This is a genomic window from Tenuifilum thalassicum (genome assembly GCF_013265555.1).
Taxonomy (GTDB): Bacteria; Bacteroidota; Bacteroidia; order Bacteroidales; family Tenuifilaceae; genus Tenuifilum; species Tenuifilum thalassicum.
In genome coordinates this window covers 2,622,228-2,643,683 of record NZ_CP041345.1, presented here as the reverse complement: position 1 = coordinate 2,643,683, position 21,456 = coordinate 2,622,228, and the positions used below count along the sequence as shown (strand labels likewise).

At 39.4% G+C, this 21,456-nt stretch carries 19 protein-coding genes; 10 read left to right on the top strand and 9 right to left on the bottom strand.

Annotated features, from left to right (window positions below; translation table 11 throughout):
• Window positions 1-160: 160 nt before the first annotated feature.
• A complete protein-coding gene (locus FHG85_RS10945) occupies window positions 161-1,498 on the bottom strand; it encodes a saccharopine dehydrogenase C-terminal domain-containing protein (protein ID WP_173075826.1) in 1,338 nt (445 codons plus the stop codon).
• Window positions 1,499-1,636: 138 nt separating this feature from the next.
• Between FHG85_RS10945 and FHG85_RS10940 the strand changes: the two genes are divergently transcribed.
• The 7 genes from FHG85_RS10940 to der all read left to right on the top strand — a co-directional run bounded on the left by FHG85_RS10940 (window position 1,637) and on the right by der (window position 7,618).
• Window positions 1,637-1,846, top strand: a complete 210-nt coding sequence (locus FHG85_RS10940; RefSeq protein ID WP_173075824.1) for a Sec-independent protein translocase subunit TatA/TatB — start codon at window positions 1,637-1,639, stop codon at window positions 1,844-1,846.
• Between the two features lie 64 nt (window positions 1,847-1,910).
• The gene (locus FHG85_RS10935; protein WP_173075822.1) at window positions 1,911-2,561 is read left to right on the top strand and encodes an ABC transporter ATP-binding protein; all 651 of its coding nucleotides are present in this window, start codon (window positions 1,911-1,913) and stop codon (window positions 2,559-2,561) included.
• A 3-nt stretch (window positions 2,562-2,564) separates the two neighbouring features.
• Window positions 2,565-3,344 carry a TIGR02757 family protein gene (locus FHG85_RS10930; RefSeq protein WP_220429204.1) on the top strand — a complete coding sequence of 260 codons (780 nt, stop codon included), beginning with the start codon at window positions 2,565-2,567 and terminating at the stop codon, window positions 3,342-3,344.
• Between the two features lie 10 nt (window positions 3,345-3,354).
• Window positions 3,355-4,068, top strand: a complete 714-nt coding sequence (locus tag FHG85_RS10925) for a tRNA1(Val) (adenine(37)-N6)-methyltransferase (RefSeq protein ID WP_173075820.1) — start codon at window positions 3,355-3,357, stop codon at window positions 4,066-4,068.
• 115 nt (window positions 4,069-4,183) lie between these two features.
• Window positions 4,184-5,383 (top strand): pseudouridine synthase, encoded by a 1,200-nt coding sequence (locus FHG85_RS10920; protein WP_173075818.1) that lies wholly within the window; start codon window positions 4,184-4,186, stop codon window positions 5,381-5,383.
• A gap of 15 nt (window positions 5,384-5,398) precedes the next feature.
• On the top strand, window positions 5,399-6,280 hold the full coding sequence (era, locus tag FHG85_RS10915) for a GTPase Era (RefSeq protein WP_173075815.1): 882 nt from the start codon (window positions 5,399-5,401) through the stop codon (window positions 6,278-6,280).
• Window positions 6,281-6,310: 30 nt separating this feature from the next.
• On the top strand, window positions 6,311-7,618 hold the full coding sequence (gene der / locus FHG85_RS10910; protein WP_173075813.1) for a ribosome biogenesis GTPase Der: 1,308 nt from the start codon (window positions 6,311-6,313) through the stop codon (window positions 7,616-7,618).
• Between the two features lie 22 nt (window positions 7,619-7,640).
• On the opposite strand, the gene FHG85_RS10905 is transcribed toward der, so the two are convergent.
• Together FHG85_RS10905 and rmuC are read right to left on the bottom strand one after the other, a co-directional pair.
• Complete coding sequence (locus FHG85_RS10905) at window positions 7,641-8,564, bottom strand: glycosyltransferase family 2 protein (protein WP_173075811.1); 924 nt, start codon at window positions 8,562-8,564, stop codon at window positions 7,641-7,643.
• Between the two features lie 66 nt (window positions 8,565-8,630).
• Window positions 8,631-10,100 carry a DNA recombination protein RmuC gene (rmuC, locus tag FHG85_RS10900; protein WP_173075809.1) on the bottom strand — a complete coding sequence of 490 codons (1,470 nt, stop codon included), beginning with the start codon at window positions 10,098-10,100 and terminating at the stop codon, window positions 8,631-8,633.
• A gap of 234 nt (window positions 10,101-10,334) precedes the next feature.
• Here rmuC and lepA point away from each other — a divergent pair, with 234 nt between their 5' ends.
• Entirely contained in the window at window positions 10,335-12,122 is a 1,788-nt protein-coding gene (gene lepA, locus FHG85_RS10895) for a translation elongation factor 4 (RefSeq protein ID WP_173075807.1), read from the top strand.
• 6 nt (window positions 12,123-12,128) lie between these two features.
• On the top strand, window positions 12,129-12,902 hold the full coding sequence (locus FHG85_RS10890; RefSeq protein ID WP_173075805.1) for a hypothetical protein: 774 nt from the start codon (window positions 12,129-12,131) through the stop codon (window positions 12,900-12,902).
• Between the two features lie 3 nt (window positions 12,903-12,905).
• Here the strand turns inward: FHG85_RS10890 and FHG85_RS10885 are convergent, their stop codons facing one another.
• From FHG85_RS10885 to FHG85_RS10860, 6 genes are all read right to left on the bottom strand, one after another.
• Complete coding sequence (locus FHG85_RS10885; protein ID WP_173075803.1) at window positions 12,906-14,144, bottom strand: glycoside hydrolase family 16 protein; 1,239 nt, start codon at window positions 14,142-14,144, stop codon at window positions 12,906-12,908.
• A gap of 18 nt (window positions 14,145-14,162) precedes the next feature.
• The gene (locus FHG85_RS10880; protein ID WP_173075801.1) at window positions 14,163-14,543 is read right to left on the bottom strand and encodes a DUF1987 domain-containing protein; all 381 of its coding nucleotides are present in this window, start codon (window positions 14,541-14,543) and stop codon (window positions 14,163-14,165) included.
• A 106-nt stretch (window positions 14,544-14,649) separates the two neighbouring features.
• Window positions 14,650-15,342 (bottom strand): response regulator transcription factor, encoded by a 693-nt coding sequence (locus FHG85_RS10875; protein WP_173075799.1) that lies wholly within the window; start codon window positions 15,340-15,342, stop codon window positions 14,650-14,652.
• A gap of 27 nt (window positions 15,343-15,369) precedes the next feature.
• Window positions 15,370-16,947 (bottom strand): sensor histidine kinase, encoded by a 1,578-nt coding sequence (locus FHG85_RS10870; RefSeq protein ID WP_173075797.1) that lies wholly within the window; start codon window positions 16,945-16,947, stop codon window positions 15,370-15,372.
• A 118-nt stretch (window positions 16,948-17,065) separates the two neighbouring features.
• Window positions 17,066-17,473, bottom strand: a complete 408-nt coding sequence (locus FHG85_RS10865) for an IPExxxVDY family protein (RefSeq protein WP_173075795.1) — start codon at window positions 17,471-17,473, stop codon at window positions 17,066-17,068.
• 57 nt (window positions 17,474-17,530) lie between these two features.
• The gene (locus FHG85_RS10860; RefSeq protein ID WP_220429203.1) at window positions 17,531-18,583 is read right to left on the bottom strand and encodes an endonuclease/exonuclease/phosphatase family protein; all 1,053 of its coding nucleotides are present in this window, start codon (window positions 18,581-18,583) and stop codon (window positions 17,531-17,533) included.
• Window positions 18,584-18,734: 151 nt separating this feature from the next.
• On the opposite strand from FHG85_RS10860, the gene FHG85_RS10855 reads away from it, so the two are divergent.
• Entirely contained in the window at window positions 18,735-21,452 is a 2,718-nt protein-coding gene (locus FHG85_RS10855; RefSeq protein WP_173075793.1) for a TonB-dependent receptor, read from the top strand.
• The last annotated feature ends 4 nt before the right edge of the window (window positions 21,453-21,456 follow it).

Below are 21,456 nucleotides of genomic sequence, written 5' to 3'. Positions count from 1 at the left end.
GATGATTCGGAATTAATTTGTTTATAAAACCCGATTTGAAAAAACTAAGTGTGATTTTGGCCAATGCTATTAAAACATATCAATCAGCCACCCATAATGTGCAATCTGCTTACAGGTGGCTGGTTTAGATTTTGCTATCTCTTTGTGCTTATTTCAGTGCCTAACTTAGCTCAAAATCATCTTCAATAAATTTCACCCCAAAACTTTCTAGCTCTTGGAGTATGGGGGTGTAAATGTGTGGCTTAGTTGGAACAACTACACCTCGGTCGGTAATTTGTCCAGTTAGCAATAGTTTTGTTGCTATGGCAAGTGGTGTGCCAACGGTTATCGACATGGCGGTGTGAACTGTATCTTTTCCAGTAATAACCATGGTTGAGGTCCTACGACGTTTTGTCCCGTTTAGCTCGTAATCAAAAATATGCTGCATTACAATCATATCCTTGTCGTTGGGGTCGAGCGCCATTTTGCTCTCCAGGATATGTTGAAGCAGCTGTGCAGGGCTTGCATTTGGTAGGCCAATGGGTTCGTTTTCAAACAAGCCAAGCCATTTTATCTTATTAAATACCACCTCATCGTTTGCTTCGGGAACTATTCTGCGAAGTTTCTCCTCAACGTTTTCAGTTGGGTGGTAGGGTAAAAAGCTGTTTAAGAATTCGCGTTTAGTAAGCTTCTCGCTATTTTGCATCTTATAGCTGTCGTCGGTCATGCCAAGCTGAACAAAAACGTTCCAAGCCTTGCTATAGCCTGCCCGCCTTAAAGTTCCTCGGATGATTGTTTTTATGTCTTGAATACCATAAATCTCTCGGTACTTAAGAGAGTCCCTGTTGGGGTACATCTCAAACTTTCCTAAATCAAGAATATCGTACTCCCTAACGTTCGTGAATAGTCGGTGATAGGGGATGTACTTGTATTGTCCCTCTTCGAGGTACTGTGCAACACCTTGGCCTGCTAGAACAACGTTTCGGGGATTCCATGTAAACTTGTAATTCCAAGGATTATTGTCGCTCTCAGGGGCAACTAGTCCTCCTGTGTTGGATATAAAGCCTAAAAGTTTTCCACCCTTCGATCTTATTTCGTCAATTACACGCATTGCCGACATATGGTCAATCCCAGGGTCAACCCCTAGCTCATTCATTAAGGAGATACCCTTTTGAACCGCTTCTTCATGCAACGATTTCATAGTATCGGATACGTACGATGCAGTGAGCATGTGTTTACCCTGCTTTACACATTCTTGGGCAACTATAGGATGCATGAATGCGGGAAGTAGTGAAATGACTGCATTTGCCCAAGAAACCTCTTCTTGGAGCTGCGCACTGTTATTGATATCGAATTTAATTGCCTCTGCATTAGGATGGTTATTCACTTTTTCACGAGCAGTCTCTAGTGAAATATCTCCAACTTTTATAGTCCATCCCAGTACTTTGGAGTGGTCGAGCAGGTATTTAATCAGGTCCGATGACGACAGCCCTGCTCCTAAAACTAATATCTTACTCATATCTCTGAGTTTAGGTTTTGGTTTATAGCTTTTGGTTTTAATTTTTTGCCAAACTATAATTTTTTCGACTGAAAAACTATGATTTATTAAACTTTTTTATCGTTTTCTAGCTACATTTGAATGTAAACTAAACGAATTATGGTCCTGCTTTTTATCGGAACGGGTGAGCTGATCTTAATTATTGCTGTTGCTGTGTTGATATTATCGCCTGAGAAAGTTCTGGTTTATGCCCGACAATTAGGAAGGTTTTATCATAAGGTTGTTAAGCTAATTGCAGATATTCGAAGCGAGATTTCCTTAACTGATATAGACGATAAAGATAATGATGGTAGTAGCCGCGCTGGATAGCAGATGTTACTCCTATGGTATTCTGATAAAATGTCTACCTTTGCCATATTAAATTACTTTTTAGATGATTAAAGTTGAAAACATAGTAAAATCCTATGGTTCTCTTACCGTTCTTAAGGGTATTAGCGTAGAGATCCCTGAGAGGAAAGTGGTAGCAATCGTTGGACCTAGCGGTGCAGGGAAGACTACTCTGCTGCAGATAATGGGAACGTTAAGTTCGCCCGATAGTGGAAATGTTTTTTACAACAATCAGGATGTTACAAAGCTAAACGATACGCAACTTGCGGGGTTTAGGAATAGCCATATTGGTTTTGTGTTTCAGTTTCATCATCTGCTTCCAGAATTTACTGCACTTGAAAACGTTTGTATGCCTGCACTGATTGCTGGCAAAAGCATGTCCGATGCCACTAAGCGAGCAAAGGAACTTCTTGAATATTTAGGTTTGTCGCATCGATTCTCGCATAAACCTTCGGAGCTGTCGGGAGGTGAGCAGCAAAGGGTTGCCGTTGCCAGAGCGCTTATTAATAACCCATTAGTGGTTTTGGCCGATGAGCCATCGGGCAATCTAGATTCACACAACAAGGAGGAGCTGCATAGGTTGTTCTTTAATCTCAGGGATGAGTTTGGGCAAACATTTGTGATAGTTACCCACGACAAGGAGTTGGCCCAAATGGCCGACCTTCAAATCTCAATGAACGATGGTCAAATAGTTTAACGCATGTACATGCCAGAATCGTTCGAACAACTTGCCGATTTGCTTAATGATAGGTATAGACGATATGCCTGTCCTGCCTTTATCGATGGTGATCCCATACAGGTTGCTCATCGATTTTCAAGTAAAAACGATATTGAGATAGCAGCTCTTTTTGCATCGACATTTGCTTGGGGGAGCCGTAAATCTATTATTAACAGTGCTAACCGATTGATGGAGATAATGGGACAAAAGCCCTTCGAGTTTGTGACAAATTTTACCAAATCCGATGAGCAAAGGCTAGCAGGGTTTGTTCACCGCACTTTTAGCACTGCCGATGCCATAGAGTTTATGTATGTTTTAAGGCATATCTATACCCAAATGGGTGGGTTACAGAAAGTTTTTACTGATGGCTACTCTGCTGAATATGCCATTTCAGGTGCTATTAGAGCCTACCGCAACGTATTTATTTCTTGTGAGGTTCCTGCCAGAACATTGCGCCATGTGCCCAATGTTGATAAAGGTGCAGCTGCAAAACGCATAAACATGTTTCTCAGGTGGATGGTTCGGCCTTCAACCGAAGGAGTTGATTTTGGCTTATGGGATTCAATCCCAACTTCGGCTTTGCTAATGCCTTTAGACCTGCACACTGGTAGGGTAGGACGACGTTTAGGCCTTCTTAACCGAAAGGCCGATGATTTTAAGGCTGTTTTTGAGCTTACCAATTCACTTAAACAGTTCGATTCTAACGATCCGGTTAAATACGATTACGCCCTCTTTGGATTGGGCATTCATGAGAAGTTCTAACCCAAAAGGAATGGGAAATAACTATTTTAGATTCAAACAGTTTACCATAGTTCAAAATAACGCAGCCATGCGTGTTAACACCGATGGAGTACTTCTTGGTGCATGGGCTGATATTGCTGAGGCGAAGCGAATTCTTGATGTAGGAACTGGCACAGGTGTTATAGCTTTGATGCTTGCCCAGCGAAAAACTGATGCATTAATAGATGCAGTTGAAATTGATGTTCAATCAGCTGCCGATGCTAGACAGAACATTGCTAATTCACCTTGGCCCGATAGGATGGATGTAATTAACACATCGTTTCAAACTTTTGCTGAAACTGTAAGCAAATCGTACGATTTGATCGTTTCAAACCCTCCCTATTTTAACCAATCGCTCAAATCGCCTAAGCAGGCTAAAAATATATCACGTCATACCGATTCACTGCCCAATGAGGATTTGTTAAAAGGAATTTCAAAACTTCTTTTGCCCCAGGGGAAATTTTGTGGCGTGTTCCCTTATGCCGAAGGGAATGTGTTTATTGCCCAGGCAAGCTCTTTTGGACTGTATTGTAACAAGAAGGTAAATGTTGTTTCACGTCCAGGAAAAAGAGTTTTAAGGCTTTTGCTGCAGTTTGAGAAGACTAAAATACCCCTTGTTGAATCTACTTTATCTATTCATAATGCTGATGGTAGTTTTACCGATGCGTATAAGGAGCTAACAAGCGATTTCTACCTTAAATTTTAATTCTCTCTTTAACATAAATTATTCATTCACAACTAATAAATAGATTTTTATTAGTATCTTTGCACGCAAATTCGACTAAAGCGTTAGTCCAATAAATTAATTTATAGATTTTTACATGAAGAAAGAGAATGCCAAAAGGGATGTTAAACGCGAGAAGCGGAGTAACGCCCCAGATGAACCCGCCAGGGTTTACAAGCCCAGAACGTTAACCGTAAAAACAGTTAAGGAAAAAAGGTCAAGTTCTGAGGTGGTGAATTATAATTCTACCAATGAATTTTCAAAGAGCAATCGTAGAGAAAGCCCCTCAAATCGCTCAACCAATCGAAACACCTTTAAGGCAAAAAGAAATTCCGAAAATGATAAGCCAAAAGCCTATCAGCCTCGCTCATGGAAAAGAAATGACGATGGCCGTGGCGATAAATTTGAACGAAATGAGGAGAGGCGAAGCAATTCTCCTCGCTCAGGATTTTGGGGCCGTGACGACCGCAAACAGAACTCGTCTAAGGATTTAAAACCAAAACGCTATAGCAATGATAGGCGTAATGAGTACAATGCAGAAAATAGCAAAGCCGAAAAGGTAGTAGCCAGCAAAGACGATGGTCTTATTCGTTTGAACCGTTTTATTGCCAATTCTGGTATTTGCAGCCGCCGTGAAGCCGATGAGCACATTGCCAATGGTTTAGTGACTGTAAATGGTAAGGTTGTCACCGAGCTAGGTACAAAGGTTCATCGCGACGATGAGGTGCTTTTTAAGGGAAAAAAGATTACAGCCGAGCGTAAGGTTTACATTCTTTTGAATAAACCAAAGGATTATATTACAACTGTTGACGACCCACATGCTAAGCATACTGTGATGGATTTGATTAGAGGTGCATGTGAGGAGCGCGTTTATCCTGTTGGCCGATTAGATCGTAATAGTACTGGTGTGCTACTTCTAACAAATGATGGAGATCTGACAACTAGGTTAACCCATCCTAGTTTTAGAAAACGTAAAATCTATCATGTTGGTTTGAACCGAAAGGTTAGGCCTGAAGACTTAGAAAAAATTCTTGATGGTATAGAACTCGACGGAGAAAAGATTGAGGTAGATGCTGTTGATTATGTAAATGGCTCAAATGGTTCGGAGGTTGGAATAGAAATTCATAGCGGTCAGAATAGGGTAGTGCGACGTATCTTTGAGTCGTTGGGCTATAAGGTTAACAAGCTTGATAGGGTGTACTTTGCAGGGCTCACCAAAAAGAACTTACCCCGTGGTAAATGGCGTTTCCTTACATCAAAGGAAATCAATATGCTAAAAATGAATCGGTTCTACTAATCAAACTATTTTGACATGCCACACAAATCGGGTTTTGTAAATATTATTGGTAATCCAAATGTTGGAAAATCCACATTAATGAATGCCTTGGTGGGCGAGCGGCTTTCAATTGTTACGAGTAAAGCGCAAACCACCCGCCATAGAATAATGGGCATAGTTAATGGCGATGATTTCCAAATAATATATTCCGACACTCCTGGAATCCTTAAGCCAGCATACAAACTGCAGTCTGCAATGATGAGGTTTGTTGAATCAGCTCTTGAGGATGCCGATGTTATCCTTTATATTACCGACACGGTTGAGACCCCAAACAAAAATCAAGAGTTCCTTGATAAGCTCCAGCAACTTAACATTCCTATTATTCTTGCCATAAACAAGGTGGACCTTTCAACTCAAGAGAAAGTAGCCCTTCTTATTGAGGAGTGGAAGCAGATGATGCCAAAGGCACAAGTGTTGCCGATATCGGCACTTCATGGCTTTAACACCAGCGAGCTAGTTAAGCTCATTGTAGAAAAATTGCCAGAAGGGCCTGAATATTTTCCAAAGGATACCCTTACAGATAAGACACTCCGTTTTTTTGCTGCTGAAATAATTCGCGAAAAAATTTTGCTTCATTACAAAAAAGAGGTCCCTTACTCTGTTGAAATTGATATAGAGGAGTACAAGGAGTCGGAAACTATTGACAGGATTCGAGCAATTATTTATGTTGATAGGGAGTCGCAAAAATCAATAATCATTGGAAGTCAAGGAAAGATGCTTAAAAGGGTTGGCACCGAGGCTCGACTTGATTTGGAAAGTTTTCTTGGGAAAAAAGTTTTCTTGGAGCTATATGTGAAGGTTGACCCCAACTGGCGCAATAGCGAGACTAAGCTAAAACGCTTTGGCTATCCAATTTAGATGTTTTGTTAATTTAAAATACGATACCCAATGGGAAACTTGGTTGCAATAGTAGGTAGGCCAAACGTTGGTAAATCTACATTCTTTAATCGATTGGTCGGAAAGCGTCATGCAATAGTCGATGAAATTGCAGGTGTTACACGCGATAGAATTTATGGTAAAAGCGATTGGAACGGAGTGGAGTTCTCAGTTATCGATACTGGTGGCTGGGTGGAAAATTCCGACGATATTTTTGAGGAAGAGATTCGCAAACAGGTACTACTAGCTGTTGATGAGGCCGATGTTATAACCTTCCTAGTAGATGCGCAGGAGGGAATAACCGATATGGATGAGGCTGTTGCAGATATTCTTCGTAGAACACAAAAGCCAGTTTACCTGGTTGCCAATAAAGTTGATAATAACAATATCCGCATGCAGGCTGCAGAGTTTTACAGCTTAGGTTTGGGCGATCCTTGGTGCGTTTCATCAATAAATGGTTCTGGAACTGGCGATTTGCTTGATGAGGTGATCAAACATTTTGATGAAACACCGGAAACGGATGATGCAGAAGGAATTCCACGTATTGCCGTTGTTGGACGACCAAATGTTGGTAAATCTTCCCTTATAAACACCTTTATAGGTGAGGAAAGAAATATTGTTACACCTATTGCTGGTACAACTCGCGATGCAATTGATACTCATTATCGAAAGTTCGGTCACGAATTCATTATAGTTGATACGGCTGGCCTTCGTCGAAAAAACAGGGTAAAGGAAGATCTCGAGTTTTACTCCGTTATGCGTTCAGTTAGGGCCATTGAAAGTTCCGATGTTTGCCTGCTGCTGATTGATGCTACCCAGGGGCTAGAACGACAGGATATGAATATTTTTAGTTTAATCGTTAGAAATAAAAAGGGTGTTGTTCTGGTTGTTAACAAGTGGGACTTGGTAGAGAAGGATAACAAGACTATGAAGGAATACACCGAACTACTTAAAGAGCGTTTGGCACCATTCAACGACATCCCAATTGTCTTTGCATCGGCATTAACCAAACAGCGCGTGTTTAAAGTGGTTGAAGAGGCAATGCAGGTGTACGAGAATAGGAAAAGAAGAGTATCCACTTCGGAACTTAACAATTTCTTACACGAGACCCTTGAAATAAAACAGCCGCCTATTTATAAGGGCAAACTTGTTAAAATAAAGTATGCAACTCAGCTCCCTACTCGTACTCCTCAGTTTGCGTTCTTTTGCAACCTGCCCCAGTATGTCAGAGACCCCTACAAAAGGTTTTTGGAAAATAGGCTTCGTGAACGATTCAATTTTTCGGGGGTACCAATTCAGATTTATTTCAGGGAAAAATAAAAATTATCACTTTGACTTGATTTCAAGGTTGGCTTATCTTTCGCCAACCTTTTGTGTATAGCCTGGCAAGAATGGTTAGCTTATAAAAGTCCATTATAAGAATTGATGGACGTTTGCTGCAAAGATTCTGTCGTATGAATGGAGTGTAAACCTTAGAAATCCAACGAAGTGGTAAAAGAAGCCCTATCATCCTCAAAAAACGAAAAACTTTTAATAGCGTGATAGATTTTTCTAATTCCTTTCGCATACAAGGTGTCATTTGAAGTATTTTGGCCAGGTTCGATACCCCTTGCTCAGTCTTTTCAATGAATTCTTTACAACTGTCAAGTCCCATATGAATGGTTGGGTTGTCGATATGAAGGATATCTACTTGATTCCTCTTTAGGTCAATTCCCAAAAGAGTATCCTCGTGCCCATAACCAGATAGTTCCTCGTTGAAACGAATGTTTTGAAAAGTTTCGGTTTCAATAACAAAGTTGCCGCTTATAAAAGAGCTGTAAGGAGTCATCTGCCTAATGTAGGCCGATTTGCATTCTCGGTAAACACCATACTTCCATCTAAGAAGCAGTTCTGGCCTGAATGGTTTTGGACCATACTTTCGGCCTCCGCAAATTACTTTTGCATTTGGTAAGTTGTCGATATAACGTTTTAGGTAATTTGGGTCATCTACCATTACATCGCAATCTAAAAAGAGCAACCATTGTCCGGAAGCAACATCCGCTAAACGATTTCGTATTTTTGATCGGCCTATGTTAAAGTCAAATTCTAAGTAGTTTACCTTGCTATTTAAACCTAACGGCTCATTTTTTTTACGAAAATAGCTGTGAGAATGATCGTCAAACAGAAGAATTTCAATAGGATAGTTTATCCGATTGGCCTGAGCTAATAGCTCATTAACCAATTCGGTAACATCAAAATTATAAACCGGTATGCAAACCGAAATCATAGCAAAGGCATTTTAGTGAATCTGTAATTCTTAACTTATTACGAGTGTTATAGTAAAATAGTTCAACTATTCTTCAAGTTCATTCTCGTTTTGCAAGAAATCTTCTGGAATTCTATTTTTCGTTTTAGCACCCAACTTTCTAAGCTGGTCGGCTTGCGTTATTAGGTTCCCCCTTCCGTTAGATAGCTGGCCAAGTGCCGCATCGTAAGTCTTCTGCGCCCTTCCTATGCTGTCGCCAATTTGTCTGAAATTTGTCAAAAAGTTTGCAAATTTATCGTAGAGGAGACCTCCCCGTTTGGCAATCTCTTCTGCGTTTCTATTTCGATACTCTCTTTGCCAAAGATCGTATATTAATTTGAGGGCAGCAATAAGGTTTGTTGGGCTTATTAGTAACACTCGTTTGTCGTAGGCGTAGTTCCAGATGCTTGGGTCGTGCTCCATGGCTACCATGTAGGCAGGCTCTATGGGGATAAACATCATGACAAAATCAAGGGAATCAACTAAATCGGAGTAGTTTTTGCTCGACAAACCATCTACATGCCTTTTGATTGAAACAATTAGGTCGTTAAGTGCCGATTGCTGTTCGGATGGTGTCGACGCTGAGCTATATCGCTCATAGGCTACTAGTGACACTTTTGAATCGATAATCACTTTTCGATTATCGGGGTATTTGATTATTACGTCGGGTTGAAAACGCTTACCATCCTCGTTTGTTAGCGATTCCTGTACAGTATACTCCCTGTCTTTAACCAACCCCGATTTTGAGAGAATCGATTCAAGTATCATTTCTCCCCAGTTCCCTTGAGTTTTTACCTGGCCTTTCAACGCCTCGGTAAGGTTTTTGGCCTCCTGACTAATGGCCTTGTTTAGCTCACTTAGTTCCTTAACTTTTTCGCCAAGCGAAAAACGCTCCTTGCTCTCCTTCTCGTAAACTTCTTGAACCTGTTTCTGAAATTGTTTGATGTTCTCGTCGAGCGGCTTCAGTAGGCTGTCAATTGTTTCCTTGTTGATTTTGGTAAATCGTTGCGATTTATCTTCAAGTATTTGATCGGCTAATAGCTTGAACTCTTTAGTAAACTGATTGCCAATTTCTTTTAAGTCCTTTTTTTGTTTCTCAAGCGACTCATTTAAGTACTTGTTCTCCTTTTCAAGCTCAACTACCCTGTAACGTGCTTGTTCTAGGTCTTTTTGTTTGGCTTCAATTACAGCTCTAAGATTTTCTATCTCTGCTTTCTGCTCATTTATTTGTTGATGTGCATTTCTAAGAGACTCTTCAAAGGATGCGACCTTGTTCGATAGGACAATTATTTCCTCTTGGCGCTGTGTTAATGTCCTATTTAGCTGAATTAAATCTTCTTCGGCGCGTTTAAATCTGTCGTTTGCCACTTCTAGGTCAACCTGCTTCTTGTTAAGCATCTCGGTTAGCGATACAACCTTCTGAGTTAACTCTTTGGTATCGGCAGTTTTGCTTTTAAACAGTAGGTACGATACTGATGCACCTATAATCAGGCCTAAAAGAAGAAATACAATTTCCATGTCATTTATTAATTTTTCCTCAAACTATAAAAATAGTGAGAGTTTTACAACTTGGTGCATATTTGCCGAATTTTTTCAAATTTTCTTATAATAATAACCCTAGTACAAAAACAACAGAAAAACTATATGATGTCCATTTAATTTAAAAGGCATTTTTTAGGGCATAACAATAAAACAACACTTCGCTGATATACAACTTTTAAGTATCTTTGCAGTTCATTAGAACTGAATAGGATGGAGAACATTAGAAATTTCTGCATAATAGCTCATATCGATCACGGGAAGAGTACGTTAGCGGATAGACTATTACAGTTAACCAATACGCTAACTGATAGAGAGTTTCAAGAGCAGGTGCTTGATAGTATGGATCTTGAACGGGAGAAAGGGATAACTATAAAGAGCCATGCCATCCAAATGGAATATACCTATCAGGGCAAGCCATATAAGCTAAACCTTATTGATACACCAGGCCATGTCGATTTCTCGTACGAGGTTTCACGTGCAATTGCATCGTGCGAGGGCGCTCTTCTTGTTGTTGATGCAACTCAAGGAATACAGGCTCAAACCATATCAAACCTATATCTTGCATTAAATCACGATTTGGAAATCATTCCTGTGATTAACAAGATAGATATGGATGCCGCTATGGTTGATGAAGTTAAGGACCAGATTGTTGATTTAATTGGTTGTAAGCCTGAGGAGATTTTAGCGGTAAGCGCAAAAACTGGCCAGGGTGTTGAGGAAGTGCTTGACGCAATTGTTACCCGCATTAAACCTCCAGCTGGCGATCCTAATGCCCCTTTGCAAGCCCTGATTTTTGACTCGGTTTTCAACTCTTTTCGTGGCATTATCGCTTACTTTAAGGTATTTAATGGTACAATCCGAAAGGGCGATAAGGTGAAGTTCTTTAATACCGGAATGGAGTATGAAGCCGACGAGGTGGGCATTCTGCGTTTAAAAATGATTCCTCGCGATTCTATAAGTGCTGGTGATGTTGGTTATATCATTTCGGGGATTAAAGATTCAAGCGAAGTTAAAGTTGGTGATACAATAACTCATGTTAATAAACCATGCGAAAAGGCTATAGCTGGATTTGAAGATGTAAAACCCATGCTTTTTGCCGGGCTTTATCCTGTTGATGCCGATGAGTATGAAGATTTGAGAGCTTCGCTTGAGAAGCTAAAGCTGAACGATGCTTCTATAACCTTTGAGCCTGAATCGTCGTTGGCTCTTGGTTTTGGCTTCCGATGCGGTTTCCTAGGGCTGCTTCATATGGAAATAGTCCAGGAACGTTTATACAGGGAGTTTAATATGGATGTTATTACCACTGTACCAAACGTTCCATATCTTGTACATACCACAAAGGGTGAGGTGATAGAAGTCCACAATCCAAGTGGATTGCCTGCACCAACCATGATTGATTACATTGAAGAACCTGTAATCGCTGCACAAATTATTACAAAATCGGAATATCTTGGGGCTGTTATTAAGCTCTGTATTGATAAACGTGGAGTGTTGAAAAATCAGGTATTTCTGACATCCGATAGGGTTGAACTTTCCTTTAGGTTGCCTCTTAGCGAAATTGTTTTCGATTTTTACGATAAGCTAAAGTCTATATCACGTGGCTACGCATCTTTCGATTATGTTGTAGATGGCTACCAAGAGGCTCGACTAGTTAAGCTAGATATTCTGCTTAATGGCGAAGGTGTAGATGCCCTTTCCTCGCTAATTCATAACGATAATGCATACGAATTTGGCCGTAGAATGTGTGAAAAACTTAAAGAGCTAATTCCTCGCCAGCAATTTGATATTGCCATTCAGGCCGCTATTGGTTCAAAGATTATTGCACGTGAAACAGTAAAGGCTGTTCGAAAAGATGTAACTGCCAAATGTTATGGAGGTGATATAACCCGTAAGCGTAAGCTGTTGGAGAAACAGAAAAAAGGTAAAAAGCGTATGCGCCAAATTGGTACTGTTGAGGTGCCTCAGCAAGCGTTCTTGGCTGTTCTTAAGATGGATTAACTGGGTATGGTTTTTAGTAGGTTTAGAAAAAGTATTAGGCAAAAACAACTGGGGCTATATTCTGGGCAACTTGGGGTTTACAGGCGATATCTTAGAGAGAAAGAGGGGTGGGATAGGCATTTAAATAATACCAAAGAATTTATTCTGCAAAAGGTTCGGAGTCTTTCTCCAAAAAGCATTTGTGTGCTTGGGAGCGGTTATCTTTTAGATTTCCCTACTGAAAAAGTTTTGGATTTAGGGATTAAACTTACTCTTGTAGATATTGCTCATCCTGCCGAAGTAGTTAAAAAGTATGCTAGCAACAACCAGGTTGAGTTTGTTACAAAGGACCTAACAGGCGGTTTAGTGAGCAAGCTAACCGATTCAAAGCTTAAAGATGTTTCCTTCTTTACTCTAATAAATATAGTTGAAAAGTGTAAGCCCGCTGTTTTTAATGCTGATATGGTAATATCGCTTAACCTTTTGAGCCAGCTGAGTGATATTCCAATCGAGTTTCTTCGAAACAAAAAGCTTATAACAGACTGGCAAAGCATTGAAATAGCTAACAGTATACAGAATAAACATATAGAAAGTTTGCCAAATGGGAAATCATTGTTGATTTCTGATATAATGGAAGAATACTTTGATAGCGATGGCAAATTGGCATTTAGTCGCCCTGTCGTTTATGTTGATTTATCGGGGCTTTCCGAAGTGCAAGAATGGGTGTGGGATTTTGATTCCTCATTCACATATAACGAGGACTATATAACAAAGATGCAGGTTGTGGCAGGTAGGGTATAGGGGCTAAAGTTGTTGTGGCAAATAGCAACGTACCCAGTCAATTTCAAAATGAGCAGGTAAACTTGAGTCGTCAACTTTACTGTTTACACTTGAAGCTAATACAAGGTACATTGGGATGTCGGGCGTGGTGTTTTTTTCTACCTTGTAAGGAGTTCCATTAATACTCCAAACTATGTTGTTCTTGTTCCACTCAACACCTAAAATGTAAAACTCTTGGTTGCATTTTACTCCGCCAATTTTGCTAATGGATTTTGATATTTTTCCATTACCTTTTGGGGTAAAGTATGCACCAGCTAGCGAAAAGGGATTGCTATCGGTTTTAATAAACACATCAATTTCAGGAAGCACTGTATTTCCAACCAAGTAAAAGGCATGAGTAACTCCTGGGTTACATGAAACGCGAACCTTTGCTTCAACTTTTCCTTCCTTTAATCTGAGCACATGTCCAGTGTTAATCACTCCAGAAGTGTAATGAAAGTTTTTAGGAACAAACCCAAATTTTTTATCCCAGGCTATACCCTCTGATGTTTCCTTACGGGTGACAATCCTGAGAATACTGTTCTCAATCTCAAAATTTTTGTCGGTGTAATTTTGTAAGTCGTTTGAGAAAGAATAGTTTTTGTTAAGAAGCGCATCACCCCAGAAAAATTTAGTCAACCATTTCTGGGAGTCGATGTTATTTGAGTCAAAATCGTCGTAAAACTCAAGACTCCATCTGCGAAACTCGTCAAACTTTTTGCTATCCTTCAAAAGGGAAAAGTACCATTTGATTCTATCGGACTGCTTTAACTCATTATATTCTTTAAGCTTTGTATAGGCTTCGGATTGTTCAAACTTGTTTTTTGAAAGCAGGTAACTTTTCCTTTTTTTGAACTCGTCGGATTCAACAGTTTTCTTTAAATCAAGATAACGCTTTACTTCTGGGGTTTCGGGTCCGTTGTTTTTAAGGAATTTCTTAACCGATTTCGATTTAGAAAGTTTTTTGAATTCTTTTTCGGTTTTTTGCTCTTCGGAGTTTTTGAATGTTAAGCGAGATAGCTCTGCCTTAACCTTTTTATGTTCACCAGATTTTACCCATTCTTCTAGTTCTAAATAGCGCTTTAACTCGTCCGAGTTTTGAAAATCGTTAAACTCATCGTATTCTTTTTCAAGTGCCTGACGGGTTGCTTCAACAGTTTCGGTATTTTTAAAATTACCAAAAATCCTGTTAGTAAACACTTTAAACTTTGAAGGAATAGCCATTTGTGTCAGGTTTAAAAATTATTGTTGAATAGGAATCATTTTAAAAGGAATTTTCAGGTGTTCAGCATAATCCTCACCTGCTTCAATCATGTCTTCATCATCTTCCATATAGTGCCAGTTAACTACAACGGAGTATCCCTTTTTATGAATATCCCTAAACTTTTCTAAGATTTTAAGAATGATCTTAGAGGAGGACGTGTTATAGTAATCAAAGCGCATGTTAACTTCTGTGGTTTCATTGGGGTCAGCCACATACTTGTCAATCCATTCAAGAATAGGGGCATAGAAGGTGTTAACATCCTCGGGAAGAGAATTTCCTGCGAATTCTATAAGTGATTTATCTTTGTCGAGTACTACTTTTGGAGTTTCCATCGTAGCCTCTATTTCAACTCTATCCATAACAAATACACCTTTTACACTTAATAACCATAAAGTTATTAAATATTTCTAAAAAAGCAACCCGCTTTAAGTAAAAAACGTGAAAAAAGAAAGTTTATTGGTTGGGTTAATAAATCATTTTAAACCCTTTACCTCTAACGTTAATAATCTCAATTGAAGGGTCGTTTGCAAGGTATTTACGTAGTTTTGTAATGTAAACGTCCATACTGCGAGCATTAAAGTAGCTGTCGTCGGCCCAAATTGTTTTTAAAGCAAAGTTGCGGTCGAGCAGGGAGTTGCGGTTTAGGCAAAGGTATTTCAAAAGTTCGCTCTCTTTTGTTGTTAGCTTACGAACATCATTTTCATAGGTAAGGGTTTGCTTAACTGAGTCAAAAACGTACTTGCCAATTTGGAATAGGGTTTGTTCTGCACCACTTAAGTCCTTCCGTGTTCTACGTAGAATGGCCTCTACACGCATAAGCAACTCCTCAATGCTGAATGGTTTTGTCATGTAATCGTCAGCACCAAGTGCGAAACCCTCAATTACATCTTCCTTCATCGACTTAGCAGTGAGGAAAAGAATGGGCATGTTAGGGTTCACCATTTTGATTTCCTTAGCCAAAGTAAAACCATCCTTAATAGGCATCATTACATCCAGGATGCAAATGTCGTAGTAGTTGTTTTGAAATCCTTTATAGGCTTTTTCGCCGTCTTTGTATAGGTCAACATCGTATTCTTTTGCTTGTAAGTATTCCTTTAGTAGGAAACCGAGGTTCTCATCGTCCTCAGCAAGCATAACTCTGATTTTTCGTTGGTTCATGGTTAATTCGTTATTTTAGGTAAAACATTATTTTTCTGCTGGACCATTCCATGGCAGGTAAAATGAAAATGTACTTCCTTCTCCTACCTTGCTTTCGGCCCATATCTTTCCTCCATGGGCTTCAACAATCTTTTTTACGTAGCTAAGGCCTAAACCAAAGCCTTTTACATTGTGAATATTTCCACTTGGGACTCTATAAAACTGATCAAATATTTTTTTTAGGTTCTCTCTGCTTATTCCTATTCCGTTGTCTTGAATGGCTACAACTATTCCTTTAGACGCATCTTTTGTAAAAATGTTTATTTTTGGTTCTCCATTCTTGTATTTCATTGCATTGTCCAAAAGGTTGTTTATAACGTTGGTTATGTGAACTTCATCTGCTTTTACAGTTGGGCTTGATGCATCCAAAGAGTGCTCTAAACTGCCGTTTTGTGCCTCAACCTGAATGGAGAAATTTGTAGAAACTTTCTTTATTATTTCGTGAATATCTACATCTTTAATTTTAAGTTTGAGTTTGGCTCTTTCAAAAATAGCCATTTGAAGGACCTTTTCTACTTGAAGGCCTAAACGTTTACTTTCATCGGAAATTACACCACCTAAATAATCAAGGTTTTTGCGCTCGTAAGGTATGCTTTTATCGTTTAGCATTTGAGCTGCTAACGATATGGTAGAAATAGGGGTTTTTAGCTCATGAGTCATGTTGCTAACAAAGTCATTTCGGATTTCTGAAATCCTTTTTTGTTTAAAAATAATATAAAGAGTGATTGTAAATATAGAAATAATTAACATGGTAAGCAAGAGCGTTCCAAATGTCATAGGGCCTAATGAGCTTAAAAGATATGTTTTTTGATTTGGGAAGTAGATGGTGAGGAAGTATCGGCGAGCAAAAAAGTCGTTCGGAAATAGTTTTTCCCTGAGAACTAGCCCTTTAAATCGAGGATTAAATCGGGTGCTAGCGTAAATTGTGCTGTCTTTTTCGTTGGTTACTCTATATTCGTACGAAGCGTTAATTCCTTTGCGTTTAAGTTCTCGTTGGATTATGGAGTCTAGCTGTTCTTTTGAAATTCTTTCCTGCAACGGGAGTTCAACCCTAATCATCCTATCTACAATGTTCTCAACAAACACTGTTTTGTTTAATAGCTTATCGCTAAAACTTAAAGCGAGCTGTTGCTTATTTTTAAAAGAGGACTGTGATGGTGCTATTTTAACTGGCAGGTTTCCAAATAAAGTACTGTCAACCAATCCTTTAGAGAATGATGGCAGTTTTAGGGTGTCGAGATTATTTATAGTGAAAACCTGTTGGCTTATCTGTTTTGAACGGAATCCGCTTTTGGTTTTGTTTAGTATATCTTGCCGATATGTCATTTGTGCGGAACCCTTAGTGTTTACAGAGTAGTAAGGCTTTATTTCATCAATAATTTGGACCACAGTTTCCTGTTTCTCTATTTCATCAATAATTCTCTCCATTGCTAATGCTGCTGTTTGGGCAAATTGCTCCTCCTTAATTCCTACAGCAATCCGTATCCACTTTGATTGCAGTAGAATCAACCCTATTGATGCAATAGAGATAACACCTGTGAGTATAAATAGTAATTTCCTGCTCATATGAGCAAAGGTAATTTTTATGAGATGCAAAACTCTAGGCTTAACAAAGTTTAACTAATTCGCGTGTTTTGGTAACAGGATTTGCTATGTGGGTGATATGTAGTGGGTTGTGATTTAGCTATTCGGTGCAAAATGGTTCCTTTCGCTTAATTTGTTTTGCATCTAGCTCTACAACGGCCTGAACTCCATGAATGCTTCTGATGTTGCGTAGTAGTTCGCTTACTAGCTGGTTGTCGCATTCTCCTGTGACTTCTAAGATGTAGTCGATGTTAGATATTTTTGGGAATAGTACTTTCCCATTTGATTTGTTACCAATGAGTGAAATCGGGTTTTTGGAATATGTTTCCCTGTCTGTAAAGGCTGGAAAACCTAATTGCTCTTCAATATCAGTGTTTTGTTTAAACGATAAATGGCAGTTTTGGCTTGCATGCCAAGCCATTTGGCTAATGCTAAGCGACGATGCAATAGCCAGTAGCTTAAATGGTGTGGGCTCGTCCACAATTTTTTGTTTACGAGAAGCAGCCATGTTTAAATTTTAAATGCTAAGTAAAGATAAAAAAAAACGGGCAAATGCCCGTTGAGTTTATTTCTTCTTTATTAAAAACATGTATACAGGGAAATGGTCGGAATAGCCTCCCATGAAATTTCCTCCAACGTAAGTACGCCAAGGATAACCTGCAAACCTGCCACTTTTTTGCTGTAGAAATGGCTTGTTGAATACTTTGGCTTTGTAGAAAGTCCAAGTGGTTTTGTCAGTATTTAGGAACGATTGAGTTATAATAATGTTATCGAAAAGGTTCCAAGAATCCCTGTAAGCTAGAGTTCCAATGCCTTCGTGGTAAAGACTTCCCATAGCGTTGAACAGTTCACCTGGCTTAAGCTTATTGCGGTAAGGGTTTGCACCTAGTCCTTTAATTACACTCTTGCTGTCTGGGTCATCGTTTAGGTCGCCCATTACAATTATTTTTGCATTTGGGTCTGTAGCAAGAATAGAATCAACAAGTGAACGTGTTAGCTTGGCGGCAGCCATACGGTAAGGCAAACTTCGCTTTTCTCCTCCACGACGCGAGGGCCAATGATCAACAATGATATGAATGGGCTCGCCGTCGAGTAATCCGCTAACAACAAGCTGGTCGCGAGTCTTAAAGTTGGGGTTATCTTTTATACGAAGCGGAACCGAACGATGCGATGTAACTTTGAAAAATTCAGGCCGATAAAGTAGGCCAACATCAATCCCCCTATGATCATGTGATTCGTAATGAACTATTTGATATCCCGAGGGTTTTAGCTTTGGCGAGTTAACCAAATCCTCAACCACGCTTCTGTTTTCAACCTCGCAAATGCCAAGAATAGCTGGTCCGCCTGGAAAAATTTCACTGCCTATTTGTGAAATTACTTCAGACATATGATTGATTTTGTGCCAGTAACGCTCTGAGGTAAACTTATTTCTCCCATTTGGGGTAAACTCGGTGTCGTTTTCTCCAGGAATCGTGTCGAATAAGTTTTCAAGATTGTAAAAACCTATACAGCTAACCTTGTACTGCTCCTTGTTACCTTTCCCTTGTGCTAATGTTTGCTGTGGTTTAAGGATAAACCACATGGATAGCACTGATAAATACAGAAATATTTTACGCATAATTTAGTGTTTTGTAGAATAAAAGTGATGACAAATATAAAACCAAACGAAAAAAAAGAATGTAAAAAAATAAAAAATCTATGAAAAAGTTTCATTTTTGCAGAACGAATTTATTTGTTAGGTGTTTTATTATAATTGAAAACAGAGATAGATGAGGAAAATTAGATTTATTTTATTGTTTGCTCTAATATTTGGAGCAATATCGGTATTCGCTCAGTATGAAGTGAGCGGTTATGTTAAAGACTCCCAAAGCGGGAATCCCCTTCCTGGTGTCAGTGTTCAGGTAGTTGGTGCCAATTTGAATGCTGTTACCGACGAAAAAGGATTCTATAAGTTTGAAGGGCTAAAGGGTGGTACCTATCTTATTGATTATGTCTTGTCTGGTTACGAAACTTTTGAAAATAGTGTAAATATTGAAGGCTCCATTCAGCTGCCCGATGTTTTGCTAAAAAGTGGAATTAGCGATGACGCTTATATGGCATTTAATGAGGTGACAATCTCAATTGATGATTTGGAAAGTGAATCGGGTGGTCAGGCAGTGAGCGGTTTACTCCAATCGCAAAACGACGCTTTTGCTTCTGCTGCTGCGTATACATTTAGCGCAGCCCGATTTAATATTCGTGGATATAAGCCCGAATATTCAATTCTTTTGATGAATGGTATTCCCGTAAACGATCCTGAGAGTGGATTTGCAAGTTGGAGTTCGTGGGGTGGACTAAATGATGTTACTCGTAATAGGGAGGCACGCAATGGGCTCACGCCAACCGATTGGTCCTTTGGCGGTCTTGGCGGTGCAACAAACCTAAATGTAAGAGCATCCCAACAAAGAATTGGTACTCGCGTATCATATGCATCAACCAATAGAACCTATACAAATAGGGTGATGTTTACTCATTCTACTGGAATGATGGAAAACGGAGTTGCTTTTACTATTAGTGGTTCGCGCCGTTGGGCCGAGGAAGGTTACGTTGAGGGAACCAATTACGACGCATGGGCTTATTTTGTTGGCATCGAGAAAAAGTTTAACGATAAGCATTCGGTTGCTTTTACCACTTATAATGCACCCATTAAGCGTGGAATGCAAGGCGTTTCAACCGATGAGGCTAAAGAACTGGCTGGTACAAACTACTATAATCCAAATTGGGGCTACCAGAATGGCGAGAAACGTAATGCAAAGGTTCGTTTTCAACAGGAACCTACCTTTATTTTGAATCATTACTGGAATATCAATCCAAACTTAACCGTTACAACCTCAGCCGGATACTCAATTAGCACTTACCAAACTACTAGTTTAAACTGGTACGATGCTTTAGATCCTCGTCCCGATTACTATCGTAAGCTCCCCAGCTATTGGGTTGATTCTGACCCTTCGGTTGTTAGTGCAATCACCGATGCTTTCATGAACGATCCTTCTATAAGTCAAATAAATTGGGATTACCTTTACCAGGTCAACTACAATAGCTTTGATGATAATGATAGCCTTCGTTCTAAATACATTGTTGAAAATCGCATTACAGATTCTCGCCAGTTCACATTCTCAAGTGTAGCAAATTGGGTTGTTACCCCAGAAATAAAGATAAATGGAGGTATTGATGCTTCTATTTATAAAGGGAAGAATTACAAGGTGATAGATGATCTTCTTGGAGGACAATACTGGTTAGATATCGATCAGTTTGTTGAGCGCGATTTCTTCTCTAACCCCGATTTGGCCCAAAACGATTTGGATAACCCTAATCGTAAGGTTGCGGTTGGCGATGAGTTTGGTTATAGCTACGATGCCAATGTGAATAATGGTAACATTTGGGCTGTTGCAAACTATACTTTGGCCCATTTCGATTTTTATGCAGGAGCAAACTATAATTACACCGAATTCTGGAGAACAGGAAATATGAGAAATGGACGATTCCCCCAAGATTCTAAGGGTGACTCTCCAAAACAGGTGTTCCACAACTATGGTGTTAAAGCTGGAGCTACATGGAAGATATCTGGAAGGCATTATGTTGATGGAAATCTGGCATACATAACTAGGGCTCCTTTCTTCCGTAATTCATATATCTCTCCCCGAACAAGTAATTTTGTTATTCCTGGTTTAACTAATGAAAAAATTACTGCCGCTGATATTAACTACAATCTTCGAACACCTTATATTAAAGCTCGTTTCTCAGCATACTATACAAGGTTTACAGATCAAACTCAACGTAAGTCGTTCTACGACGATACTTATCGTACTTTTATTAACTATACCATGCGTGGCATTGAGAAAGTTCATAAAGGGGTTGAGTTTGGTGCCGAAATAAAACTTACTACAACGCTTACTCTTAATACTGCCGCATCGTTGGGCTCTTATCAATATACCTCTAGGCCCTTGGCTACAGTAACCCAAGACAACCTTGGAACAGTATTGGTTCAGGATCAGGTGGTTTACATTAAGAACTTCTTTGTTCCAAACTCACCTCAAACTGTTGCGATGTTAGGCATTCGATATGCTTCACCAAAATACTGGTTTATTGGTGCTGATGTTAGTTACTACGACCATATTTATATCGATTTTGCACCTGGCAAGAGAACTGCTGAAGCACTACAAGGGCTTGAACCAGGTGATCCCCGTCGCGATGCTCTTACTGCACAGGAGAAAGTGCCTTCGGCTTACTTAGTAAATGCCAACATTGGTAAATCGTGGAAAGTAAAAGATTATTACATTAATCTTAACTTCATGGTTTCCAATATACTTGACAATACTGATTTTAAGACTGGCGGATTTGAACAAGCACGTTACTCTGTTGCTGAGCAAACCTCTAATAAATTCCCTCCAAAGTATTTCTATAGCTACGGTAGAACTTACTACTTGATTTTGGGATTAAGATTTTAATTTT